Source organism: Acidocella aminolytica 101 = DSM 11237 (genome assembly GCF_900129125.1).
Lineage (GTDB): Bacteria > Pseudomonadota > Alphaproteobacteria > Acetobacterales > Acetobacteraceae > Acidocella > Acidocella aminolytica.
This window is the reverse complement of sequence record NZ_FQVJ01000006.1, coordinates 18,103-36,945: the sequence shown is the minus strand read 5'-3', so window position 1 is coordinate 36,945 and position 18,843 is coordinate 18,103. Positions and strand designations below refer to the sequence as shown.

Below are 18,843 nucleotides of genomic sequence, written 5' to 3'. Positions count from 1 at the left end.
TTTGGTCATGAACGCATTAACGCCACATCGTCCGGGAGGCCGTATTGCCGTTGTGGGGGCAGGCATTTCCGGGCTGTCCTGTGCTTGGCTGCTCTCTCAGGCCCATGATGTTACGTTGTTCGAGGCGCTTCCCCGGTTGGGCGGCCACAGCCACACGGTTGAAGCGGGCGGCGTGCCGGTGGATACCGGCTTTATCGTCTACAATGAACCAGCCTACCCCAACCTCACCGCCTTGTTCGCGCATCTGGGGGTGGAAACCTTGCCCACGGATATGTCCTTCTCGGTTTCTCTGCGGGACGGCGCGCTGGAATATGCCGGTTCGGATCTACGCGGACTGTTCGCCCAGCCCGCCAATATCCTCAAGCCGCGCTTCTGGTCCATGCTGCGCGGCATTTTAAGGTTTTATGCTCATGCCCCGCGCGACGCGGCTTCTCTGGGGGAGATGAGCCTCGCCGCGTATCTCCGCCAAGGCGGTTATGGTGAGGCGTTTTTGCGCGACCATCTCTACCCGATGATCGCCGCCGTCTGGTCCTGCCCTGCTTCGGTGGCGGGGGACCTGCCGGCTGCGTCTTTTATCCGGTTCTGCGAAAATCACGGGCTGTTGAAAATCTCCGGCCGTCCGGTCTGGCGCAGCGTGAAGGGGGGCTCGCGCGAATATGTTGGTCGGCTGCGCGCTGCCTTCAAAGGTCGGGTTCGCGCTGGCGTGCCTGTCACGGCCCTGCGCCGCGCCTCAGGTAGCGCCACACTGCGATTGGCCAACGGGCAGGAGGAGACATTCAGCCAAGTGGTACTGGCCTGCCACGCGGATGAAGCTTTTGCCCTGCTCAGCGATCCCACCCCAGCGGAACGCGAGATCGTTGGCGCGTTCCGCACCTCCCGCAACGAGGTTCTTCTGCATGCTGACAAAGCCGCCATGCCCCGCCGCCGCTCCGCCTGGGCGGCCTGGAATTATACAGGTGGGCAAAATAGCGTAGCCGTCACCTATTGGATGAACCGTTTGCAAAATCTCCCTGGCCAGGACTGGTTCGTGACCCTCAACCCCGAACGTCCTTTGCGTGACGTGGCGTTACAGCAGATTTTCACCCACCCGGTGTTCGACGTTGCCGCTCTGCGCGCCCAATCCCGCATCTGGGAGGTGCAAGGCACGAATCGTACTTGGTTTTGCGGCGCTTGGTGGGGCGCTGGCTTTCATGAGGACGGTTTGCAGTCTGGGCTCGCTGTGGCGGAATTGTTGGGCCAGACCCGACGTCCCTGGCGCGTGGAGGGTGAATCAGCCCGTATCGCCGCGCCACCTGCCCTGGAGTTGAGGCGGTGAACGCGCTCTACCCGGTCCTGGTTACCCACACCCGTATTCGCCCCCGCCCCCATGCGCTGTCTTATCAAGTGCCTTATCTGCTGCTGGACCTGGACGCCCCGCCGCGTCTTAAGCTGTTCTCCCGCAACCGCTTTAACCTCGTCAGCTTCCGGGATTCAGACCATGGCAACAAGTCGGCGACGTTGCGCAATTGGGTCGATACCACTTTGCGCGAGGCAGGGTTGGCGTCCGCCAGCGCCCACATTACCTTGCTGTCCATGCCGCGTGTGCTGGGGTTGGGTTTCAATCCGCTCAGCCTGTTTCTCTGCCACACGGAGGCGGGGGTGCTGCGTGCCGTGATCTACGAGGTCAATAACACATTCGGCCAGCGCCACTCTTATCTCTGCCCCGTGGAGGAGACGAGCGGCCCTCTGCGCCAGGGGGCTGAAAAAGTGTTTTATGTCTCTCCTTTCATGGATATGGGACTGCGCTACCGCTTCACTCTGCATCCCCCTAGCGATTCGCTGGGGTTGCATATCGCGGTGGAGGATGCGCAAGGCGTTATCTTGCGCGCGACCATGGCCGGGCGCCGCGCGCCGCTGACGGACGCCGCCTTGCTGCGTCTTGTCGCCGCCCAGCCCTGGCTCGGCGTCAAAGTGCTCACCGCCATTCATTGGGAAGCGTTGAAAATCTGGTGCAAGGGCCTCCGCCCGCGCCCGCGCCCACCCGCCCCGGATCAGGATGTCAGCCAGGGCTATGCCCGCCCCAGGAGATCTGCATGAGTGAAATTCTCCACCCGGCCGTCACCCGTCCAGTGCGCCGCTCCGGTCTTTACGAGGCTTTGTTACGGCGCGTTCTCTCCGGTCTGCGCTATGGCCACTTCACCTGCGTCACCCCGCAAGGGCAGCTTTATGAGGCCCGCGGCCCGCTGCCTGGCCCACAGGCGCGGCTGGTGCTGCAAGACTGGCAGATCCTCCGAGCCCTGCTCCTGGAGGGCGATACCGGCCTTGCCACTGCGTACATCGCCGGAGGCTGGAGTACCCCGGATCTTACCGCCTTGATCGAATCCTGCGCCCTGAATTTCAACCAAGCTGCGGATAGTGCTTTGTCTGTCCCGCTGCGGGCTTTGCAAAGGCTGCGCCACAAAGCCCGCGCCAACAATCGTACCGGAGCGAAGCGCAACATCATGGCGCATTACGACCTCGGCAATGATTTCTTCGCGAGCTGGCTGGACGAGAGTATGCTTTATTCCTCCGCTCTGTATGAAGGCGCTGCCCAAACGCTTGAAGCTGCCCAGGCCGCCAAGCTGGCCTTGATTGCGGATTGGCTGGATACGCCAACTGGCGGATCGGTGCTGGAAATTGGCTGCGGCTGGGGCGCTCTGGCACGGCATCTGGGGTGCGGTGGCGCGCAGGTGACTGGGGTGACAATCTCCCCAGCCCAATTGGCTTATGCGCAAGAGGTAATCCGCAAGGCTGAGCTTACCTCAAACGTTTCGCTGGCGTTGCGTGATTACCGTGACGAGACCGGGCATTATGACCGCATCGTCTCGGTGGAGATGATAGAGGCGGTGGGCGAAGCATATTGGCCGGATTATTTCCGTACCCTGCGCGCAAGATTAAAACCCGGCGGGCGCGCGGTGCTGCAAATTATCACTATCGCCGCCGAGCGCTTTGCTGCCTACCGACGCGGCGCGGATTTTATTCAGAGTCATGTTTTCCCAGGCGGGATGCTGCTCACCAAGGCAGGAGTGGCCGCGCAGGCGGAAGCAGCGGGTCTGAGGCCGGGACGTGTGCGGCATTTCGGAGCCAGCTACGCCCGCACTCTGGCGGACTGGCGAACCCGCTTCCACGCCGCCTGGCCCCAGCTTGAGCAGCAGGGGTTCGACACACGCTTCCGCAGGCTATGGGATTATTATCTCTGTTATTGCGAGGCGGGCTTTATCACCGGCAGCGTCGATGTCGGGCTTTATGAGCTGCGGGGCTAAGGGGGCGAGATGAAGCTGTTTTTTACTGCTTATGCGACTGTCGCCTGTGCGTTCCTGGCGTTGGATGCTGTTTGGCTGAGCCTCATGGGGCCCCGGCTTTACAAGCCTTTTCTGCAAGGGCTGCTGGCCGACGCCGTCCGCCCAGCCCCAGCTATTTTGTTCTATGTGCTTTATATTGCCGGCATCGTCATCTTCGCTGTGCTGCCGTCTGAAAAACCGGCCATGGCGCTGCTACGCGGCGCCGCTTTCGGGCTAGTAGCGTATGGCACATACGACCTCACCAACCAGGCTACCTTGCGCGTCTGGCCCGTGATGATCACCCTGGCCGATTTAAGTTGGGGCGCGTTTGCTACGGGCGTTGCCGCCTCTTTGGCCAGCGTGGCCTGTGTCTGGCTGGTGCGCAGCTAAAGTTGGGACGCGTTGAAACTATATAAGAAAGCGTCTTAAATCCCGAACAAAAACTCAGGAAGCACAGACCATGCGGGATTTCCACGCCGCCGGACGCAGTCCGGCTTTCGCTACCAACGCCATGGCGGCCACTTCTATGCCGGAGGCGACCCTCACCGCCATTGAGGTCATGAAAGCAGGCGGCAACGCGCTGGACGCCGCCATTGCCGCGGCGGCAGTTCTGGCGGTGGTAGAGCCGCACTCAACCGGCGTCGGCGGGGATCTGTTTTGCCTCTATGCCCCGGCGGGTAGCGACAAGGTCATCGCGCTCAACGGCTCCGGCCGCACGCCGGCAGGGCTCTCGCTTGAGGCGCTGGCAGGGCAGGGGCTCTCGGCCTATGGGGCAGCTTCCGCCCACGCCGTCACCGTGCCTGGCGGTGTCTCAGCTTGGGAGAAGCTTGCCAAAACCTACGGTCGCAAAGGGCTGAATGAGCTGTTGCGGCCGGCTATCCGCTTCGCGGAGGATGGCTATGTCGTCACACCGCGTGTGGCGGCGGACTGGGCGGAGGTCGAGGCCAAGCTGAAGCAAAATGGTGCCGACATCTTTCTGCCAGGCGGCAGGGCGCCGCAGCCGGGTACCAGACTGCGCAATCCGCAACTCGCCGCCACATTGCGCGCTATCGCCAAAGACGGCGCCAGGGCGTTTTACACCGGCCCCATTGCGGCGGAGATCGTGAAGGATCTGCGTGCCCGTGGCGGGTTCCATACCGAGGCAGATTTCGCAGCCGGGCTCGATGTTGCCGAGTTCGTCACGCCCATCTCCCACGCTTTCGCGGGACATGAAGTTTGGGAGTGCCCACCTAACGGCTCAGGCATCATCGCCTTGATGCTAATGGGCATTATGGACGGTTTCTCCCCCGGCACAGACCCGCTGGACCCGTTGCGCCTGCACCGTCATGTGGAAGCAGCGCGTCTGGTTTACCGTGATCGCGACGCCTTCCTGGCCGACCCCACCCAGGTGGATGTACCGGTTGAGCATCTGCTGAGCGATAATTACATCGCTGGGCTGCGCGGGCTGATTCAGGATGACCGGGCTTTGGAAACTCTGCCTGCCGCCGGGCATTTGCATAAGGACACGGTCTATATCGCTGTAGTGGATGCAGACGGAAATTGTTGCAGCTTTATCAATTCCATCTTCCAGAGTTTCGGCTCTGGCATTGTCGCGGGCAATACCGGCGTGGTCATGCATAATCGCGGCTTCAGCTTTAGTACGAAGCCCGGTCACCCCAACCAAGTTGCCCCCAACAAGCGGCCCATGCACACCATCATCCCTGCCATGGCCTTCCAGCATGGCAAGCCACAGATCGTATTCGGCGTGATGGGCGGTCAATATCAGCCGATGGGCCAGAGTTGGGTGCTGGCTAACGTCCTGCAATATGGGCTGGACCCGCAAGCCGCGCTTGATCTCCCGCGTCTCTTTCCCTTCGCAGGCAAGGTTGAGGTGGAACGTGGCATTCCAGCCTCCATCCGTACGGCGCTCGCGGCTAAGGGTCACAAGCTGGAAGACATTGCCCTGCCGCATGGCGGCGGGCAGATGATCCAGCTTGACCATCAGCGCGGCGTTCTCATCGGCGGGTCCGATCCACGCAAGGATGGTTGCGCGCTCGGATATTGATCCAGATATTGATGATGACGGTTGGCGACGCGGGCACGGAGTTGGTATGGTGTGGCTTCCCCGAGTCCTCGGTCTTGCCGCTGGGCGGGCCGCCAAACCGGAGTCAGCTATATGGATATTCCTGCGGATTTCACCGCTTCTGAAACGCGTTGTGAGTCGATCCTGGACAGGATGGCGCCCATTTCAGCCCAAATCTGGGATTCGAAATACCGCCTGAAGACCGAGACTGGGGCTCCCATTGACCAGACGGTTGAGGATATGTGGCAGCGCGTGGCCCGGGCACTCGCTGATGTGGAAAAAGACCCTGTCCAGTGGGAAGCCCCGTTCTACGACGCGCTGCGCGATTTCCGCTTTATCCCCGCCGGCCGTATCCTCTCGGGCGCTGGCACAGAGCGTCGCGTTACGCTCTTCAACTGCTTCGTGATGGGCGATATCGAGGATGATCTGGGCCAGATCTTCACCCATTTGCGCGAGGCCGCATTGACCATGCAGCAGGGCGGAGGAATCGGCTATGATTTCTCCTCGCTCCGGCCCAAGGGCGCGCTGGTGCGCGGCGTCGGTGCTGACGCCTCCGGCCCTCTTTCTTTTATGGACGTGTGGGACTCTATGTGCCGCACCATCATGTCTGCCGGCGCCCGGCGTGGTGCGATGATGGCGGTGATGCGCTGCGACCACCCGGATATTGAGGACTTCATTGCCGCCAAGCGCGAGCCAGGGCGGCTGCGCAACTTCAATCTCTCCGTCCTGGTGACGGACGATTTCATGAAGGCGGTGGAGTTGGATTCCGCCTGGGATCTGGTTTTCGCGGGCAAGACCTACCGCACCCTGCGTGCCCGTGACCTGTGGGACAAGATCACCCGCGCCACCTACGAATATGCCGAGCCGGGGGTGATCTTCATCGACCGGATTAATAAGCGCAATAATCTCTATTATTGCGAAACCATCCACGCCACCAACCCGTGTGGAGAACAGCCACTGCCGCCTTACGGCGCCTGTCTGCTCGGCTCCATCAATCTCGCCCGGTTGGTGCGTGATCCCTTTGAGGATGGCGCGCATATCGACGAGACAGAACTAGCCGGGTTGGTCGCTACCGCTATCCGCATGATGGACAACACCATCGACGCCTCAGGCTTTCCGTTGGAACAGCAGCGCAAGGAGGCCGACGCCAAGCGCCGCATCGGCCTCGGCATGACCGGCTTGGCCGACGCTCTGATGATGTGCGGCCTGCGCTATGGTACAGTTGAGGCCGCAGCCCAGGCCAAGGCTTGGGCCAAGCAAGTCGAGCGCGCCGCGTATCTCGCTTCCGCCAAGCTGGCTAAGGAAAAAGGCGCGTTTCCGCTCTATGACCGTGTAAAATATCTGGCCGGTGAAACCATCAGCGGGCTGGATGAGGACGTGCGCGCCGCCATCAGCCAGCATGGCATTCGCAATGCGTTGCTCACCTCCATCGCGCCTACGGGCACCATTTCGCTGGTGGCGGATAACGTCTCCAGCGGCGTCGAGCCGGTATTCGCACTGGCCTTTACCCGTAAGGTGCTGCAACGCGACGGCACCCGCACCGAGGAAGAGGTCACGGACTACGCCCTGCGGCTCTGGCGCGCCAAGTTCGGCGCCGACACAGCCCTGCCGGACTATTTCGTCACCGCTCAGGACCTTAATCCTTCCGAGCACGTGCGCATGCAGGCTGCCGTGCAGGCTCATGTGGACAGCGCCATCTCTAAAACCGTGAACGTGCCGGAAGATATTAGCTTTGAGGCATTTCAGGAGGTATACCTCGACGCTTATCGCAGTGGCTGCAAAGGCTGCACCACATACCGCCCCAACGCCGTCACCGGCTCGGTGCTGGAGGTTAAGCCGCAAACCTCTGCCGTGCCGGCGCCACAGGCAATTCATGACGATGTCTCTGGCCTGCTGGTCCGCGCGGACCGCCTTGTGGGAGCCACCTACAAGCTGCGCTGGCCTGACAGCGAGCACGCTATGTATGTCACCATCAACGACATCGAGCAGGACGGCGTGCGCCGTCCCTTCGAGATTTTCGTGAACTCGAAAAACCTCGAACATTACGCCTGGGTGGTGGCGCTCACACGGATGATATCGGCCGTGTTCCGCCGCGGCGGTGAGGTTGCTTTCGTGGCGGAGGAGCTGAAGCAGGTCTTCGACCCGCGAGGCGGACAATGGGCGCAAGGGCGTTATGTGCCGTCCCTGGTGGCGGCAATCGGTGATGTGATCGAGCGTCACATGCTGGAAACCGGCTTCCTGACGCTGGAAAACGACCGGCTGCCGGTGCAGGGCAAAAAGGCGGAAGCGGCTGTTTCGCCCCTGGGCAGCCTGTGTCCCAAATGCAGTCAGCCGGGGCTGGTCCGCGAGGCCGGCTGTCTGAGCTGCCTCCAATGCGGCTGGTCCAAATGCGGCTGAGCTAGCTGCTGAACGCGGGCTGCCTGTTACACATGCTGCCCGCCATTAATGTGGATTTCCGCGCCGTTTACGTAAGATGACGCAGAGGTGCAAAGAAAATAAATCGTCTCCGCTACCTCGGCAGGAGTGCCCAGCCGCTTCATCGGCACTTCAGCCGCAACCAGCTCATCGGTCCCTTCTGATAGGATGGATGTGCTAATTTCTCCCGGCGCGATGGCATTCGCCCGCACCCCGAGCCCGCCAAATTCATGCGCCATCTCCCGGGTCAATGCTGCCAGCGCCGCCTTGGACGCCGCATAAGCCACTCCCGCGAACGGATGGACGCGCGATCCGGCAATGGAGGTCACATTCACAATCGAGCCGCGCGCCCGCTCTAGCTCTGGTAGCACCGCCCGCGCCAGCAAGGCGGTGGAAACAAGATTCACATTCAGCACCTTAGTCCAGAGTGCAGCGTCCGTTGCCATAACCCCCAGCCGTTCACCCTGAGGCCCCTTGGGCGAGATGCCCGCATTATTCACCAGCGCATGCAGCTTGCCGTCCAGCAACCGGGTCCGCACCTCCGCCGCCAGAGCTGGAATCGACTCCAGATCTTCCAGATCTGCCTGAATATGGCTTTCTTTGGCACTTGGCCATTGGCAAAGCGGCGAGAAAGGCTGGCGCGATACGGTCAATAACCGCCACCCACGTTCCTGGAACAGCTTCACGGTGGCATGCCCAATCCCCCGGCTAGCACCGGTCAGCAGTAAAACAGGTTGCGCATCAGCCATAGTCGATCTCCTTTGTCGCACGCGTGAGGCTAAGACAAAGATCAATAAGCCGCATCCGCTTTCAACTGGTATTCTTTTGATCACACAGGGCAGGTGTGGGGCGCGCGGCTTCGGTAAGGGGGAGTGGTGCCGTCCGCCGGAATCGAACCGGCGACCTACTGATTACGAATCAGTTGCTCTACCAACTGAGCTAGGACGGCATAAGCCTCTCGGGCAGACGCGCGTATGGCATAGGGGTTTACAAAAATCCAGCCTTCCTTGTGCATGAATTTTCGCGCCCTTCCCAGGGCCTAAGGTTAGTCCACCCGGCGCTTATATTTTGGCTTGGCCCGCTCGGTCGTCAGTCCGCCGTGCAATGCGGAGCCACGGCCCGAAAGCGACGGGTTGGTCATGAAATACTCATGCGCCGAGGCATGTGGGTCGCCGGGCATCACTCGTTCCCAATGACCGTCCGCTTGCAACACCGAGCTTTGCGCGTCATCACGCAAATTGACTACCATGATCTGGTCCAGAATTTGTGCATGGACGGTAGGGTTATGGATGGGCACAAAAGTCTCCACCCGGAAATCCATGTTCCGCTCCATCCAGTCCGCGCTGGAGATAAACACCTTGTTCTGGCGCGATGGCATTTCGTGCCCGTCGGCGAACACGCAGATCCGCGCATGTTCCAGAAACCGTCCGACGATGGATTTCACTTTAATCGTCTCGGAGAGCCCCGGTACACCCGGCCGCAGGCAGCAAATGCCACGCACCACCGCCTGTACCGGCACTCCGGCACGGCTGGCATCGTAAAGATGGTCGATCAGCTTGGCATCCACCAGAGAGTTAAGCTTCAGCCAGATCCCTGACGGCTTGCCTGCCTTGGCATTGGCAATCTCGGTGTCGATCAGGGTATCAATTGTCTTGCGCGTGGTCAGCGGGGAGAAAGCCAGCTGCTCCATCGTCTCCGGTGTGGCATAGCCGGTCATGTAGTTGAACAGCCGCGCCGCGTCGCGCGTCAGCGACTGGTCGCAAGTGAAGAAAGACAGGTCGGTATAAATCCGCGCCGTGATCGGATGGTAATTGCCGGTGCCAAAATGCGCATAGGCCCGCAAGCTGCCGCTTTCGCGCCGCACCACATAGGATAACTTGGCATGGGTCTTCAGCCCCACAAAGCCAAATACGACCTGCACGCCCGCAGCCTCCAGCGCGCGGGAGAGCCGGATATTCGCCTCCTCATCAAAGCGCGCCTTTAGCTCAACCATGGCAGTCACGCTTTTGCCCGCCTCCGCGGCCTCAATCAGAGCCTTGACGACGGGGCTGTCTCGGCTGGTGCGGTAAAGCGTCTGCTTAATCGCGACCACATTCGGGTCAATCGCCGCCTGACGCAGAAACTGCACTACCACATCAAAGCTCTCGAAGGGGTGATGCACCAGAATATCCTTGGCACGGATGGCCGCGAAGCAATCCCCTGCGAAATCTCTGATACGCTCGGGAAAACGCGGCGTATAAGGTGGAAACAGCAGATCCGGTCGGTCATCGACAATCAGCTGCTTCACATCCACCAGCCCCACCAGCCCGGATTCGAGGTAAACCTCCTCTGCCGGAGCCTCCACAGCATCGATTACTAACTCGCGCAGGTCAGCCGGCATGTCCGCCTGAATGGTCAGCTTAATCGCCACCCCCCGACGGCGACGTTTCAAAGCGCTTTCGTAAGAGCGGACGAGATCCTCTGCCTCTTCCTCAAACTCCACATCCGTATCGCGGATCAGCCGGAACAGCCCGACGCTTTGCACCGAGAAGCCGGGGAACAGCCGATTCATGTTCATCGCCACAAGCTCTTCAAGCATAATAAAGCGAATCGGCCCGTCATCGGAGGGCAGACGGATAAACCGCTCGATCTGATTCGGCAGAGGGATCAGCGCGGACATCTGTCCCCGGTCTTCCTCCCGCGACAGAGAGAGTGCCATCACCAGCCCCATATTCGGGATGAACGGGAAGGGATGCGCCGGGTCCACCGCCAGTGGCGTCAGCACCGGAAACACATGCTCCATGAAATAGGCGTCCAGGAATGCAGCATCATCGGAGGTCAGTTCTCCCGCATTCAGCACTACCAGCCCGGCCGTGGCCAGCAAGGCACGCACTTCCTTAAATGCGGCCTGTTGCGCGGTAATCAGCTCCCGCGCGCGGACTTTAATAGCATTCAGCTGCTGGGCCGGGGTCAGCCCATCGGCGGAGCGCTCCCGCACCCCCGCCCTGGCCTGGCCGATCAGTCCGGCCACGCGCACGGAGTAGAACTCATCAAGGTTGGAGGCGCTGATGGACACAAACCGCAGCCGCTCCAGCAGTGGATGGCGCGGATTACGCGCTTCTTCTACCACGCGGAAATTGAAATCCAGCCAGGAAAGCTCCCGGTTGATAAAACGCGCCGGGTCGTCCAGCGCAATTTTTTGACCTGTTGGAACGTCGGGAAGGGGTGTCTGCTGATCCATGAAATCAACTATAATAACAGCTTGAGGTCACGTACGTTATGATTAAGTAAAATTTATGCCTCTTCGGCCATTTCTTCCAAAATCTCCGCCGCCATGGCGCGGGTGATTCGCACCCCCCGGTCCATGGCCAGCCGGTCCAGCCGGGCGATGGCCTCGCGGTAATAGGCTGGCGCGCGGGGCAAATAGAGCAGCAGCAGATTTTGCACCGGCAGCGGCAGGCTCAGCTGGCGTGCCGCCGCCAGCCGGGTGAGGAGTGCCTCCAGCAGTTCATCCTCCGGCGCGCGAATTTCAACGCTGGCCGAGGCTCGCAGGCGGCTGGTCAGGTCCGCCAGCTTATACCCCATGCGGATTGGCGGTTGGCGCGCGGCCAACAACACCGGCACACCGGCCTCGGCCGCGGCGTTCAGCAGATGCAGCAACGCGGTGGGCTCGGGAGCCAAGTCGGCATCATCCACCGCCACCGGCCCGAGCGGGCGTACCAGCCCGCGCAGCGCCGCGCCCTCGATTACCCGCGCGCCATGCGTCTGCGCCCAGACGTGCAGCAGATGCGTCTTGCCGCATCCGGCCTCGCCCCACAGGACCAGCCGCCCATTGCTCCAGGCTTCCGGTCGCGCCAGCCACTCTCGCGCCGCAGCGTTGGATGGGGCGGGGCAGAAATCCTCGGCGCTGTAAAGCTGCGCCAATTCCAGAAATGGAAGGGCAAGCTGTTTCATTCAGGCGGGGAGTCCAGATAAAGCGGAGATTGTAGGTACCGCCGCAACCAGAACCGGGTAATCACACCCAGCGTCGCAGTAACGGGCACGGCCAGCATAATGCCCAGAAACCCAAACGCTGCCCCGCCCGCGAACAATGCGAAGATTACCCATACAGCGGAAAGCCCCACCCGGTCGCCCAGAAAGCGGGGCTGGATGACATAATCATTCAGCCCCTGGCCGATGGCAAACACGATCAGCACCGCAATCACCCCGTGCCAGCCCGCATTCTGGCTCAGCGCCAGTAAAATCCCCGCCACGCCGCCCAGTACCGTGCCGACATAAGGAATAAATGAGAGCAGCCCGGCGGTAAGGCCCACAATCAGGCCCAGATCCAGCCCGATAATCGTCAGCCCCACCGCATAAATCGCCGCCAGCGCCAAGCAGCAAATCGCCTGTCCGCGAATCCAGGCGGAGAGGATCTTATTGATCTCCACTGCCTGCGCGCGGATCAGCCCCTCATAAGGTCGTGGCAGCCAGTTATCCACATGCCGGATGATGGTTGGCCAGTCCCGCAGAAAATAGAAGGTGACAATCGGCGTCACCACCAGCAGGGTCAGCACATTCACCACCGCGAACCCGCTACCAATGATATTAGTTGCCGCCTTGCCCGCGTAAGAGACGATGGTCCCCGCCTGATTGGAGGCAAGGTCCTGCAGTTTGAGCCGCAGATTGGTGGGTAGGCTTTGCTGCAAGTTCTTTAGAAGTTGCGTGATATCTGTCTGGATGGTTTGAATGTAAGTTGGCAGATTGATAATGAAGGCAGCTGCCTGTGCCGCGATCACCGGGTAGAGGAGCAGAATGAATAAAATCACGGCCACGCCAAAGGCCAGCAGCACCAGAAGCGTGCCAAAGGCGCGAGGAATCCGCCAGCGCTCCATCCACACCACCATCGGGTCCAGGAAATAAGCCAGCCCAGCCGCCACCACAAAGGGCATCATGATGGAGGAAAACAGTCTGAAGCTCAGCCACAGCAACAGCAGCACAACCACCACAAGGGTGAGTCTTTGCCATTGAACGCGCTTGTAATGTTGCATATCGGCCTTGTTTTCGTTCATCGGGCCTCCGCTGAAGATTGCGCGGCCTCGCCGCCTGTGTTGAAAGGCGGCAGAATTTTGCCGGAAAATTGAAGCAGCGCCATGGCGCTGGCTTAGCGCATCGGAGGCTGACATGACTAGCGTGACGTACCGGGATGCCGGGGTTGATATCGAGGCGGGAGATGCGCTGGTTGAGGCGATCAAACCGCTTGCCAAAGCGACCAACCGCGCCGGTGTCATGGGCGGCCTGGGTGGTTTCGGCGCGCTGTTTGACCTGAAGGCGGCGGGCTTTGTCGACCCGGTTCTGGTCTCCACCACGGACGGCGTCGGCACCAAGCTAAAAATTGCGATCGAAACCGGGATTCACGACTATGTCGGCATCGACCTGGTGGCGATGTGCGTGAACGATCTGGTGGTGCAGGGTGCTGCCCCGCTCTTCTTCCTGGATTACTTCGCCACTGGCGCGCTGGAGGTTGAATCTGCCAAGCGCATCATCGCCGGCATTGCCGAAGGGTGCCAGCAAGCCGGTTGTGCCCTGGTTGGCGGAGAAACTGCTGAGATGCCCGGCATGTATGCTGGCGGCGACTACGATCTGGCGGGCTTCTCCGTGGGCGCGGCCGAGCGCGCCGCCCTGCTGCCGGTTGATGTGGCGCCTGGCGATGCCATTCTGGGCCTGCCGTCCTCTGGCGTGCATTCCAACGGCTTCTCACTGGTCCGCCGCATCTTCAAGGATGCCGGGTTGAACTGGGATTCGCAGATCTTCGGCCAGCGCGCCGCTGATGTGCTGGTGACCCCGACCCGCATCTATGTGAAGCCGATGCTCGATTTGCATCAGAAGAATTTGCTGAAAGGCGCTGCCCACATAACCGGCGGTGGCCTGCCCGGAAACCTGCCCCGCGCCCTGCCTAAAACATGCGGTGCCAAGCTCAGCGGCCCTTGGACCATGCCAGAGATATTCCCTTTCCTGGCCCGCACCGCCAATGTCACGCCAGAGGAGATGCTCCGCGTGTTTAATTGCGGCGTCGGCATGACGCTGATCGTGAGCGACGCGGCACAGGCGATGGAAGCCCTCCGCGCGGCGGGTGAGCAGCCCTTCCTGCTGGGTAAGGTCACCGACCAGCCGGGCATCGTCATCGAGAATCTGGACAAGCTGTTCGCCTGATGAAGCCCCGCGTCGCCATCCTCATCTCCGGCCGCGGCTCCAACATGGTTTCGCTGGTCAAGGCCGCGCAAGCATCGGATTTCCCGGCGGAGGTGGTTCTGGTGCTGTCCAACAAGCCCGAAGCGGCGGGGCTGGAGGTTGCGCGAGGCATGGGTATTGAGGCCATCGCGGTGCCAGTCAAGCCCTTTGGCAAGGACCGCGAGGCGCATGAGCGCGCCATCGACGCGGAACTCCAGGCCCGGGGCGTGCAGATTGTCTGCCTGGCGGGCTATATGCGCCTGCTCACCCCCTGGTTGGTGGGGCGCTGGGCCGGGCGGATGCTGAATATCCACCCCAGCCTGCTGCCGAAATTCCCGGGGCTGGATACGCATGAGCGCGCCATTGCGGCGGGTGAGAGCGAGCATGGCTGCACCGTGCATCTAGTGACAGAGGGCATGGATGAAGGCCCAGTACTGGGGCAGGCCCGCGTGAAGCTGCTGCCCGGCGACACGCCAGATAGCCTGGCCACCCGCGTGCTGGAGCAGGAACATAAGCTCTACCCCGCCATGCTGGCAGCGCTGGCCCAAAAAATCAGCTTGCCAGCCGGCTAGGCTCGCTTTTATCGTTCCCGCATCAAACAAGAATGAGGGGGAACGATATGTCGGCACAGTCTGAGCATATGGTAGAGCCTGCACCGCCCGAGGTGGATTTCGATACCCACGCCCAGAAAGGCTGGGGGTTTTTCTCGAAATTCTTGTTTATGAACGTGGCCGCGGCGGCGTTTATTCTGCTGTTGATCGCCAGCGTGACCGTCTGGCGTTAATCCTCCGCGATCACCTGCCGCAGCAAACGGCGCTTGGTGTCCTCGAACCCCATTTTTAAATAAAGGTTATAGGCCCGCTCATTCGGCTCCTCGACCTCCAGCAGCAACACGCGGATACCCACTTCTCGCGCCGCCTCCATGGCCAGTTGCACGGCCGTGCGGCCCAGCCCCATCCCACGCAGCTCAGGCAGGAGGTAAATGTCGTCGATAAACCCGTCAGTGCCACCATTCTCTATGCTGTACCCCAGCGTCAGCAGAAAAAACCCGGCCGGTTTGCCGTCATATTCCAGCAGATAGCCGGGGGCCAGAGGCTCACCCTCGCAGACATGGGTAATGGTGGCCTCGCCCGCCGCATCCAGCGGGGAGCCGTCCTCAATATGAAAATCCCGACTCATTTGTAGCAGCAGGGGGGCGTCGGCTGGGGTCACGCGCCGGGAAGTAAGTGTTTTGGTCTCGGACATTTTTATCTCAATATTGGCGTTGCGGCGCGTTCCTCGGCCACATCCAGTGTGGCTTCGGCGGCGTTGCGCAGGATCAGCCGCAGCAGCCCGCGCGGCGGGCGCGGGCGCAGCCAGACCGCTTTGGCCTTCTCACCCCCCAGCTCTTTCACGATTTGCTCTACATCCCCGAAGCCATCAATCAGCCCCAGAGTCCTGGCACGTTCACCCAGCATGAAATCCCCTTCAAAAATCCGGGCTTCATCCTGGGTCAGGCGGGTGCCGCGCCGTTCGCGCACCCACCCTTTAAACATTTCATGCACTTCATCCAGCAGCGCCTGGGTGAAAGCTTCATCCTCCGGCTTACGCGGGGCGAACATATCGTTCCGGCGCTTATGCACGCCCGCCGTCATGGTCCGGCGCTCAATCCCGTGCCGGGCGATAAACTCGTCCAGCCCAAATCCGCCCGTCACCACGCCGATAGAGCCGACGATGGATAACCGGCTGGCAAAGATTTTATCTGCCGCGCAGGCCAGCCAATACCCACCAGAGGCTCCCACATCGCCAATCACCGCCGTGAGTTCAATCTTATCTTTCTCCGCCTTGCGGCGGATCATCTGGCCGATCAGGTCCGATTGCGAGGCCGAGCCACCGGGGCTCTCAATGGATAGCACCAGCTTGCGACTTTTCTTGGCCATGGCAAAGCCACGCTCCAACATGGGCGCGCAGCTTTCAACGCTCAACATGCCAGGCCGCGCGGCAATAATGCCGCGCAGTTGGATAACGGGGATCTTAGGCCGCGAAAATGGGAGCTTCATGGACGCCAGTTAGCCGTCATTCACTGGCGGAGGCAAATTGCGAGGCGTTCCGTTCGGCCTCGAATATATAATCACGCGTCAGCGGCAACGCCTCTTGCTGACGCACAAGCTGGATCTGGAAGTTCATATGGTCTGAAACCCGGAACGCGAGCTCGGACCCGGAGAGATAAAACTCAAACATCCGGCAGAACCGCTCATCGTAGAGCGAGGCGATGGCATCACGGTTGGCGGCGAACCGGCGGCGCCAATGGGCTAGCGTTTTCGCGTAATGCAGCCGCAGAATTTCAATGTCGGTCGTCTTGAGGCCGGATTTTTCCACCGGCCCCAGCACTTCGGACAGAGACGGGGAATAGCCGCCGGGGAAGATATATTTGGCAATCCAGGGGTTGGTGGCGCCCGGTCCGTCAAACCGGCCGATGGAATGGATTAGAGCGACACCATCCGGCTTCAGGCAGGATTTCACGGTCTTGAAGAAAGTCGTGTAGTTCGGCGCGCCGACATGCTCAAACATGCCCACCGAAACAATCCGGTCGAACTGCCGGTGCATGGCCCGGTAATCCACCAGCTCAAAACTCACGCGGCCAGAGAGTCCTTCCTGGTCCGCGCGGGCGCGGGCGGCGGCAAGCTGCTCCTCAGAGAGGGTAATGCCGGTGACCTTGGCGCCAAACTCCTTGGCCAGCGTCAAGGCCATTCCGCCCCAGCCGCAGCCGATATCCAGCACTTCCAGGCCGGGCCTGTCCAACTTCAGTTTGGCGGCGATATGGCGTTTCTTGGCAAGTTGGGCATCGTCCAGAGACACATCATCGGACTCAAAATACGCGCAGCTATATTGCCGGTCACGGTCGAGAAAAAGGGAGTAAAGCCGCCCATTAAGGTCATAATGGTGCGCGACATTGCTTTTGGAGCGGATGGCGTCGTTTGCCTGAAGAACCGGCCGCAGCAGCCGCGCGGTTTTCGCGGCTATGGCTATAATCGGCAGGGAGACGTCGTTTTGGTTATCCATCAACACGCTGAGCACGTCATGGATTGTGCAATCAACCGGCGTTAGGCTCTCATCCATATAGGATTCGCCAAGGGCAAGGCTGGGGTTCAAAGCCAGCCTCTTAACCGCCTCGTCGGTTTTAAGATGGATCCCAGCTTTGAATCCAGGAGTTCCGCCATACTCGCTTCGTGACCCGTCGGGCCAGAGAACCAGAAATGAACCGCGCCGCACTAGAGTGACCAGGCAGCGATCCAACAGCTTTCGATACAGCCAGATCATGTCAGTCTCCTTGTCGTAAGACCGGACATAACTGGTTACTAATCACTGAAAAAAGTAGTCGTGCAAGAAAAAAAGCCCCCGCGAAAAACGCGAGGGCTCCTTTTTGGCAGAGAAAGCAGGGGGCTTATCAGGCCGCCGGCTCTTCCTCCTGTCCGAAGAGCGGGCCGAGATCCGGCTGCTCGTCTTCTTCCGGCGCGATGGTCTCGCCACGGGCCTGCTTCTCCGCTTCTTCCAGAGAGCGGGCGGTGTTCACCTTGATCTCGATATGCACTTCCGGGTGCAGCTCAACGCGCACGCCGGAAACGCCGAGGCTCTTGATCGGGTGAACCAGCAGCACCTGGTTACGGTCGATGCCCAGGCCCGCTTCGGACGCCGCTTCGGCGATGTCGCGGCTGGAGACGGAGCCGTACAGCGCGCCGGACTCGGAAGCCTGACGGATGAGGGTGACGGTCAGCCCGTCCACGCGCTCCGCCACGCGCTCCGCTTCCTCGCGGCGCTTTAGGTTCTGCGCCTCAAGCTGGGCGCGCTCCTTCTCAAAGCGCTCCTTGTTCGCCTTGGTGGCGCGCACGGCCTTGGCCTTGGGCAGCAGGAAGTTACGGGCATAGCCCGGCTTCACCTTCACCAGCTCACCCATCTGGCCCAGCTTCTCAACGCGCTGGAGCAGGATCAGTTCAATGTTTGCCATTGTTCCGTTCCTCTCAGTTCAGCACGTAGGGGAGCAGCGCCAGGAAGCGGGCGCGCTTGATGGCCTTGGCCAGCTCGCGCTGCTTCTTACCGGACACGGCGGTGATGCGGGACGGAACGATTTTGCCGCGCTCGGACAAGAAGCGCGAAAGCAGGCGCACGTCCTTATAGTCGATCACCGGCGCGTTGGGGCCGGAGAACGGGCAGGACTTCTTCCGGCGGAAGAACGGGCGACGCGCGCCAACAGCGGGGCGGCGCAGGCTGGGGGTCGGTTCGGTGGTTTCGGACATTACACGTCCTCCTCAGAGCTGTAATCGTCGCGATCGGCGCGGTACTCGTCGCGCGCGCGGAATTCCTCACGCTCGTCGAAGCCGCGTTTGCGGCCGGACTCGAAGCGGCCAGATGGCTTCGGACCACGGAAGTTGCGCTCACGCTCATCAGCCTTGCGGGACAGAATGGCGGAGGGCTCCTCGTTGATCTCTTCAACGCGCACAGTCATGAAGCGCAGCACGTCTTCATGCAGGGTGAGTTGACGCTCCATTTCCTGCACGGCGGCGGACGGCGCATCGAGACCCAACAGGATGTAGTGGCCCTTGCGGTTCTTCTTGATGCGGTACGCGAGCGGGCGCAGGCCCCAATATTCGCGCTTCTTGACGGCACCGCCGTCGGTTTCGAGGGTCTGGGTAGCGGCGTCGGCGACAGCGTCAGCCTGCGCCTGGGTGATCTCGCTGCGCGCGATCACCACGGTTTCATAAAGCGGCATATGTCCCCCCTATGGCTAGATCAGCTCCGGTCCTGGTCGGGACCACCCCGGGATTGGGGCGAGCATATCCGGGCGCGATGCCACGCACCCGGCAGGGAAGGCGCGGCTTAAGCACGCTGGACGCTGGATTT

Annotated in this window: 19 protein-coding genes and 1 tRNA gene; 9 read left to right on the top strand and 11 right to left on the bottom strand. The window is 61.1% G+C overall.

Translation table 11 applies throughout. The features are described 5' to 3' along the window. Positions 1–7 precede the first annotated feature (7 nt). The 6 genes from BUB54_RS04830 to BUB54_RS04805 all read left to right on the top strand — a co-directional run bounded on the left by BUB54_RS04830 (position 8) and on the right by BUB54_RS04805 (position 7,758). A complete protein-coding gene (locus tag BUB54_RS04830) occupies positions 8–1,315 on the top strand; it encodes an NAD(P)/FAD-dependent oxidoreductase (RefSeq protein ID WP_048877596.1) in 1,308 nt (435 codons plus the stop codon). Further along, positions 1,312–2,076: a DUF1365 domain-containing protein gene (locus BUB54_RS04825; protein ID WP_048877595.1), complete on the top strand. Its 765-nt coding sequence runs from the start codon at positions 1,312–1,314 to the stop codon at positions 2,074–2,076. Before BUB54_RS04830 ends, BUB54_RS04825 begins: the two co-directional genes overlap by 4 nt. Beyond that, positions 2,073–3,281, top strand: coding sequence for an SAM-dependent methyltransferase (locus BUB54_RS04820; RefSeq protein ID WP_048877594.1), 1,209 nt, complete (start codon positions 2,073–2,075; stop codon positions 3,279–3,281). The genes BUB54_RS04825 and BUB54_RS04820 overlap by 4 nt, the downstream gene beginning before the upstream one ends. 9 nt (positions 3,282–3,290) lie before the next feature. Beyond that, on the top strand, positions 3,291–3,689 hold the full coding sequence (locus tag BUB54_RS04815; RefSeq protein ID WP_048877593.1) for a DUF2177 family protein: 399 nt from the start codon (positions 3,291–3,293) through the stop codon (positions 3,687–3,689). A gap of 70 nt (positions 3,690–3,759) precedes the next feature. Next, positions 3,760–5,343 carry a gamma-glutamyltransferase family protein gene (locus BUB54_RS04810; RefSeq protein ID WP_048877592.1) on the top strand — a complete coding sequence of 528 codons (1,584 nt, stop codon included), beginning with the start codon at positions 3,760–3,762 and terminating at the stop codon, positions 5,341–5,343. 111 nt (positions 5,344–5,454) lie between these two features. Beyond that, positions 5,455–7,758, top strand: coding sequence for an adenosylcobalamin-dependent ribonucleoside-diphosphate reductase (locus BUB54_RS04805; protein WP_082075576.1), 2,304 nt, complete (start codon positions 5,455–5,457; stop codon positions 7,756–7,758). Positions 7,759–7,784: 26 nt separating this feature from the next. Here BUB54_RS04805 and BUB54_RS04800 read toward each other — a convergent pair whose 3' ends face one another. The 5 genes from BUB54_RS04800 to BUB54_RS04780 all read right to left on the bottom strand — a co-directional run bounded on the left by BUB54_RS04800 (position 7,785) and on the right by BUB54_RS04780 (position 12,806). Beyond that, positions 7,785–8,525 carry an SDR family NAD(P)-dependent oxidoreductase gene (locus tag BUB54_RS04800; RefSeq protein ID WP_048877591.1) on the bottom strand — a complete coding sequence of 247 codons (741 nt, stop codon included), beginning with the start codon at positions 8,523–8,525 and terminating at the stop codon, positions 7,785–7,787. A 124-nt stretch (positions 8,526–8,649) separates the two neighbouring features. Then, a tRNA-Thr gene (locus tag BUB54_RS04795) sits at positions 8,650–8,725 on the bottom strand. A gap of 96 nt (positions 8,726–8,821) precedes the next feature. Further along, a complete protein-coding gene (locus tag BUB54_RS04790; protein ID WP_048877590.1) occupies positions 8,822–10,996 on the bottom strand; it encodes an RNA degradosome polyphosphate kinase in 2,175 nt (724 codons plus the stop codon). A 53-nt stretch (positions 10,997–11,049) separates the two neighbouring features. Beyond that, positions 11,050–11,709: a P-loop NTPase family protein gene (locus BUB54_RS04785; protein ID WP_048877589.1), complete on the bottom strand. Its 660-nt coding sequence runs from the start codon at positions 11,707–11,709 to the stop codon at positions 11,050–11,052. Then, the gene (locus tag BUB54_RS04780) at positions 11,706–12,806 is read right to left on the bottom strand and encodes an AI-2E family transporter (RefSeq protein ID WP_082075575.1); all 1,101 of its coding nucleotides are present in this window, start codon (positions 12,804–12,806) and stop codon (positions 11,706–11,708) included. The genes BUB54_RS04785 and BUB54_RS04780 overlap by 4 nt, the downstream gene beginning before the upstream one ends. A 112-nt stretch (positions 12,807–12,918) precedes the next feature. Here BUB54_RS04780 and purM point away from each other — a divergent pair, with 112 nt between their 5' ends. From purM to BUB54_RS20690, 3 genes are read left to right on the top strand one after another with little or no spacing between them, the layout of a single operon-like run. After that, a complete protein-coding gene (gene purM / locus BUB54_RS04775) occupies positions 12,919–13,947 on the top strand; it encodes a phosphoribosylformylglycinamidine cyclo-ligase (RefSeq protein ID WP_048877588.1) in 1,029 nt (342 codons plus the stop codon). Further along, complete coding sequence (gene purN, locus BUB54_RS04770; protein WP_139284798.1) at positions 13,947–14,537, top strand: phosphoribosylglycinamide formyltransferase; 591 nt, start codon at positions 13,947–13,949, stop codon at positions 14,535–14,537. Before purM ends, purN begins: the two co-directional genes overlap by 1 nt. Before the next feature lie 47 nt (positions 14,538–14,584). Further along, positions 14,585–14,749, top strand: a complete 165-nt coding sequence (locus BUB54_RS20690; RefSeq protein ID WP_158320065.1) for a hypothetical protein — start codon at positions 14,585–14,587, stop codon at positions 14,747–14,749. On the opposite strand, the gene BUB54_RS04765 is transcribed toward BUB54_RS20690, so the two are convergent. From BUB54_RS04765 to rpsF, 6 genes are all read right to left on the bottom strand, one after another. Continuing rightward, positions 14,746–15,210: a GNAT family N-acetyltransferase gene (locus BUB54_RS04765; protein ID WP_048877586.1), complete on the bottom strand. Its 465-nt coding sequence runs from the start codon at positions 15,208–15,210 to the stop codon at positions 14,746–14,748. The genes BUB54_RS20690 and BUB54_RS04765 overlap by 4 nt on opposite strands. 2 nt (positions 15,211–15,212) lie before the next feature. Continuing rightward, complete coding sequence (locus BUB54_RS04760; RefSeq protein ID WP_048877585.1) at positions 15,213–16,004, bottom strand: S49 family peptidase; 792 nt, start codon at positions 16,002–16,004, stop codon at positions 15,213–15,215. Between the two features lie 16 nt (positions 16,005–16,020). Next, the gene (locus BUB54_RS04755) at positions 16,021–17,265 is read right to left on the bottom strand and encodes an SAM-dependent methyltransferase (protein ID WP_048877584.1); all 1,245 of its coding nucleotides are present in this window, start codon (positions 17,263–17,265) and stop codon (positions 16,021–16,023) included. A 127-nt stretch (positions 17,266–17,392) separates the two neighbouring features. Continuing rightward, positions 17,393–17,950: a 50S ribosomal protein L9 gene (rplI, locus tag BUB54_RS04750; RefSeq protein ID WP_048877583.1), complete on the bottom strand. Its 558-nt coding sequence runs from the start codon at positions 17,948–17,950 to the stop codon at positions 17,393–17,395. Positions 17,951–17,963: 13 nt separating this feature from the next. Continuing rightward, complete coding sequence (gene rpsR / locus BUB54_RS04745) at positions 17,964–18,239, bottom strand: 30S ribosomal protein S18 (protein WP_048877582.1); 276 nt, start codon at positions 18,237–18,239, stop codon at positions 17,964–17,966. Next, on the bottom strand, positions 18,239–18,712 hold the full coding sequence (gene rpsF, locus BUB54_RS04740) for a 30S ribosomal protein S6 (RefSeq protein WP_048877581.1): 474 nt from the start codon (positions 18,710–18,712) through the stop codon (positions 18,239–18,241). Before rpsF ends, rpsR begins: the two co-directional genes overlap by 1 nt. Positions 18,713–18,843 lie beyond the last annotated feature (131 nt).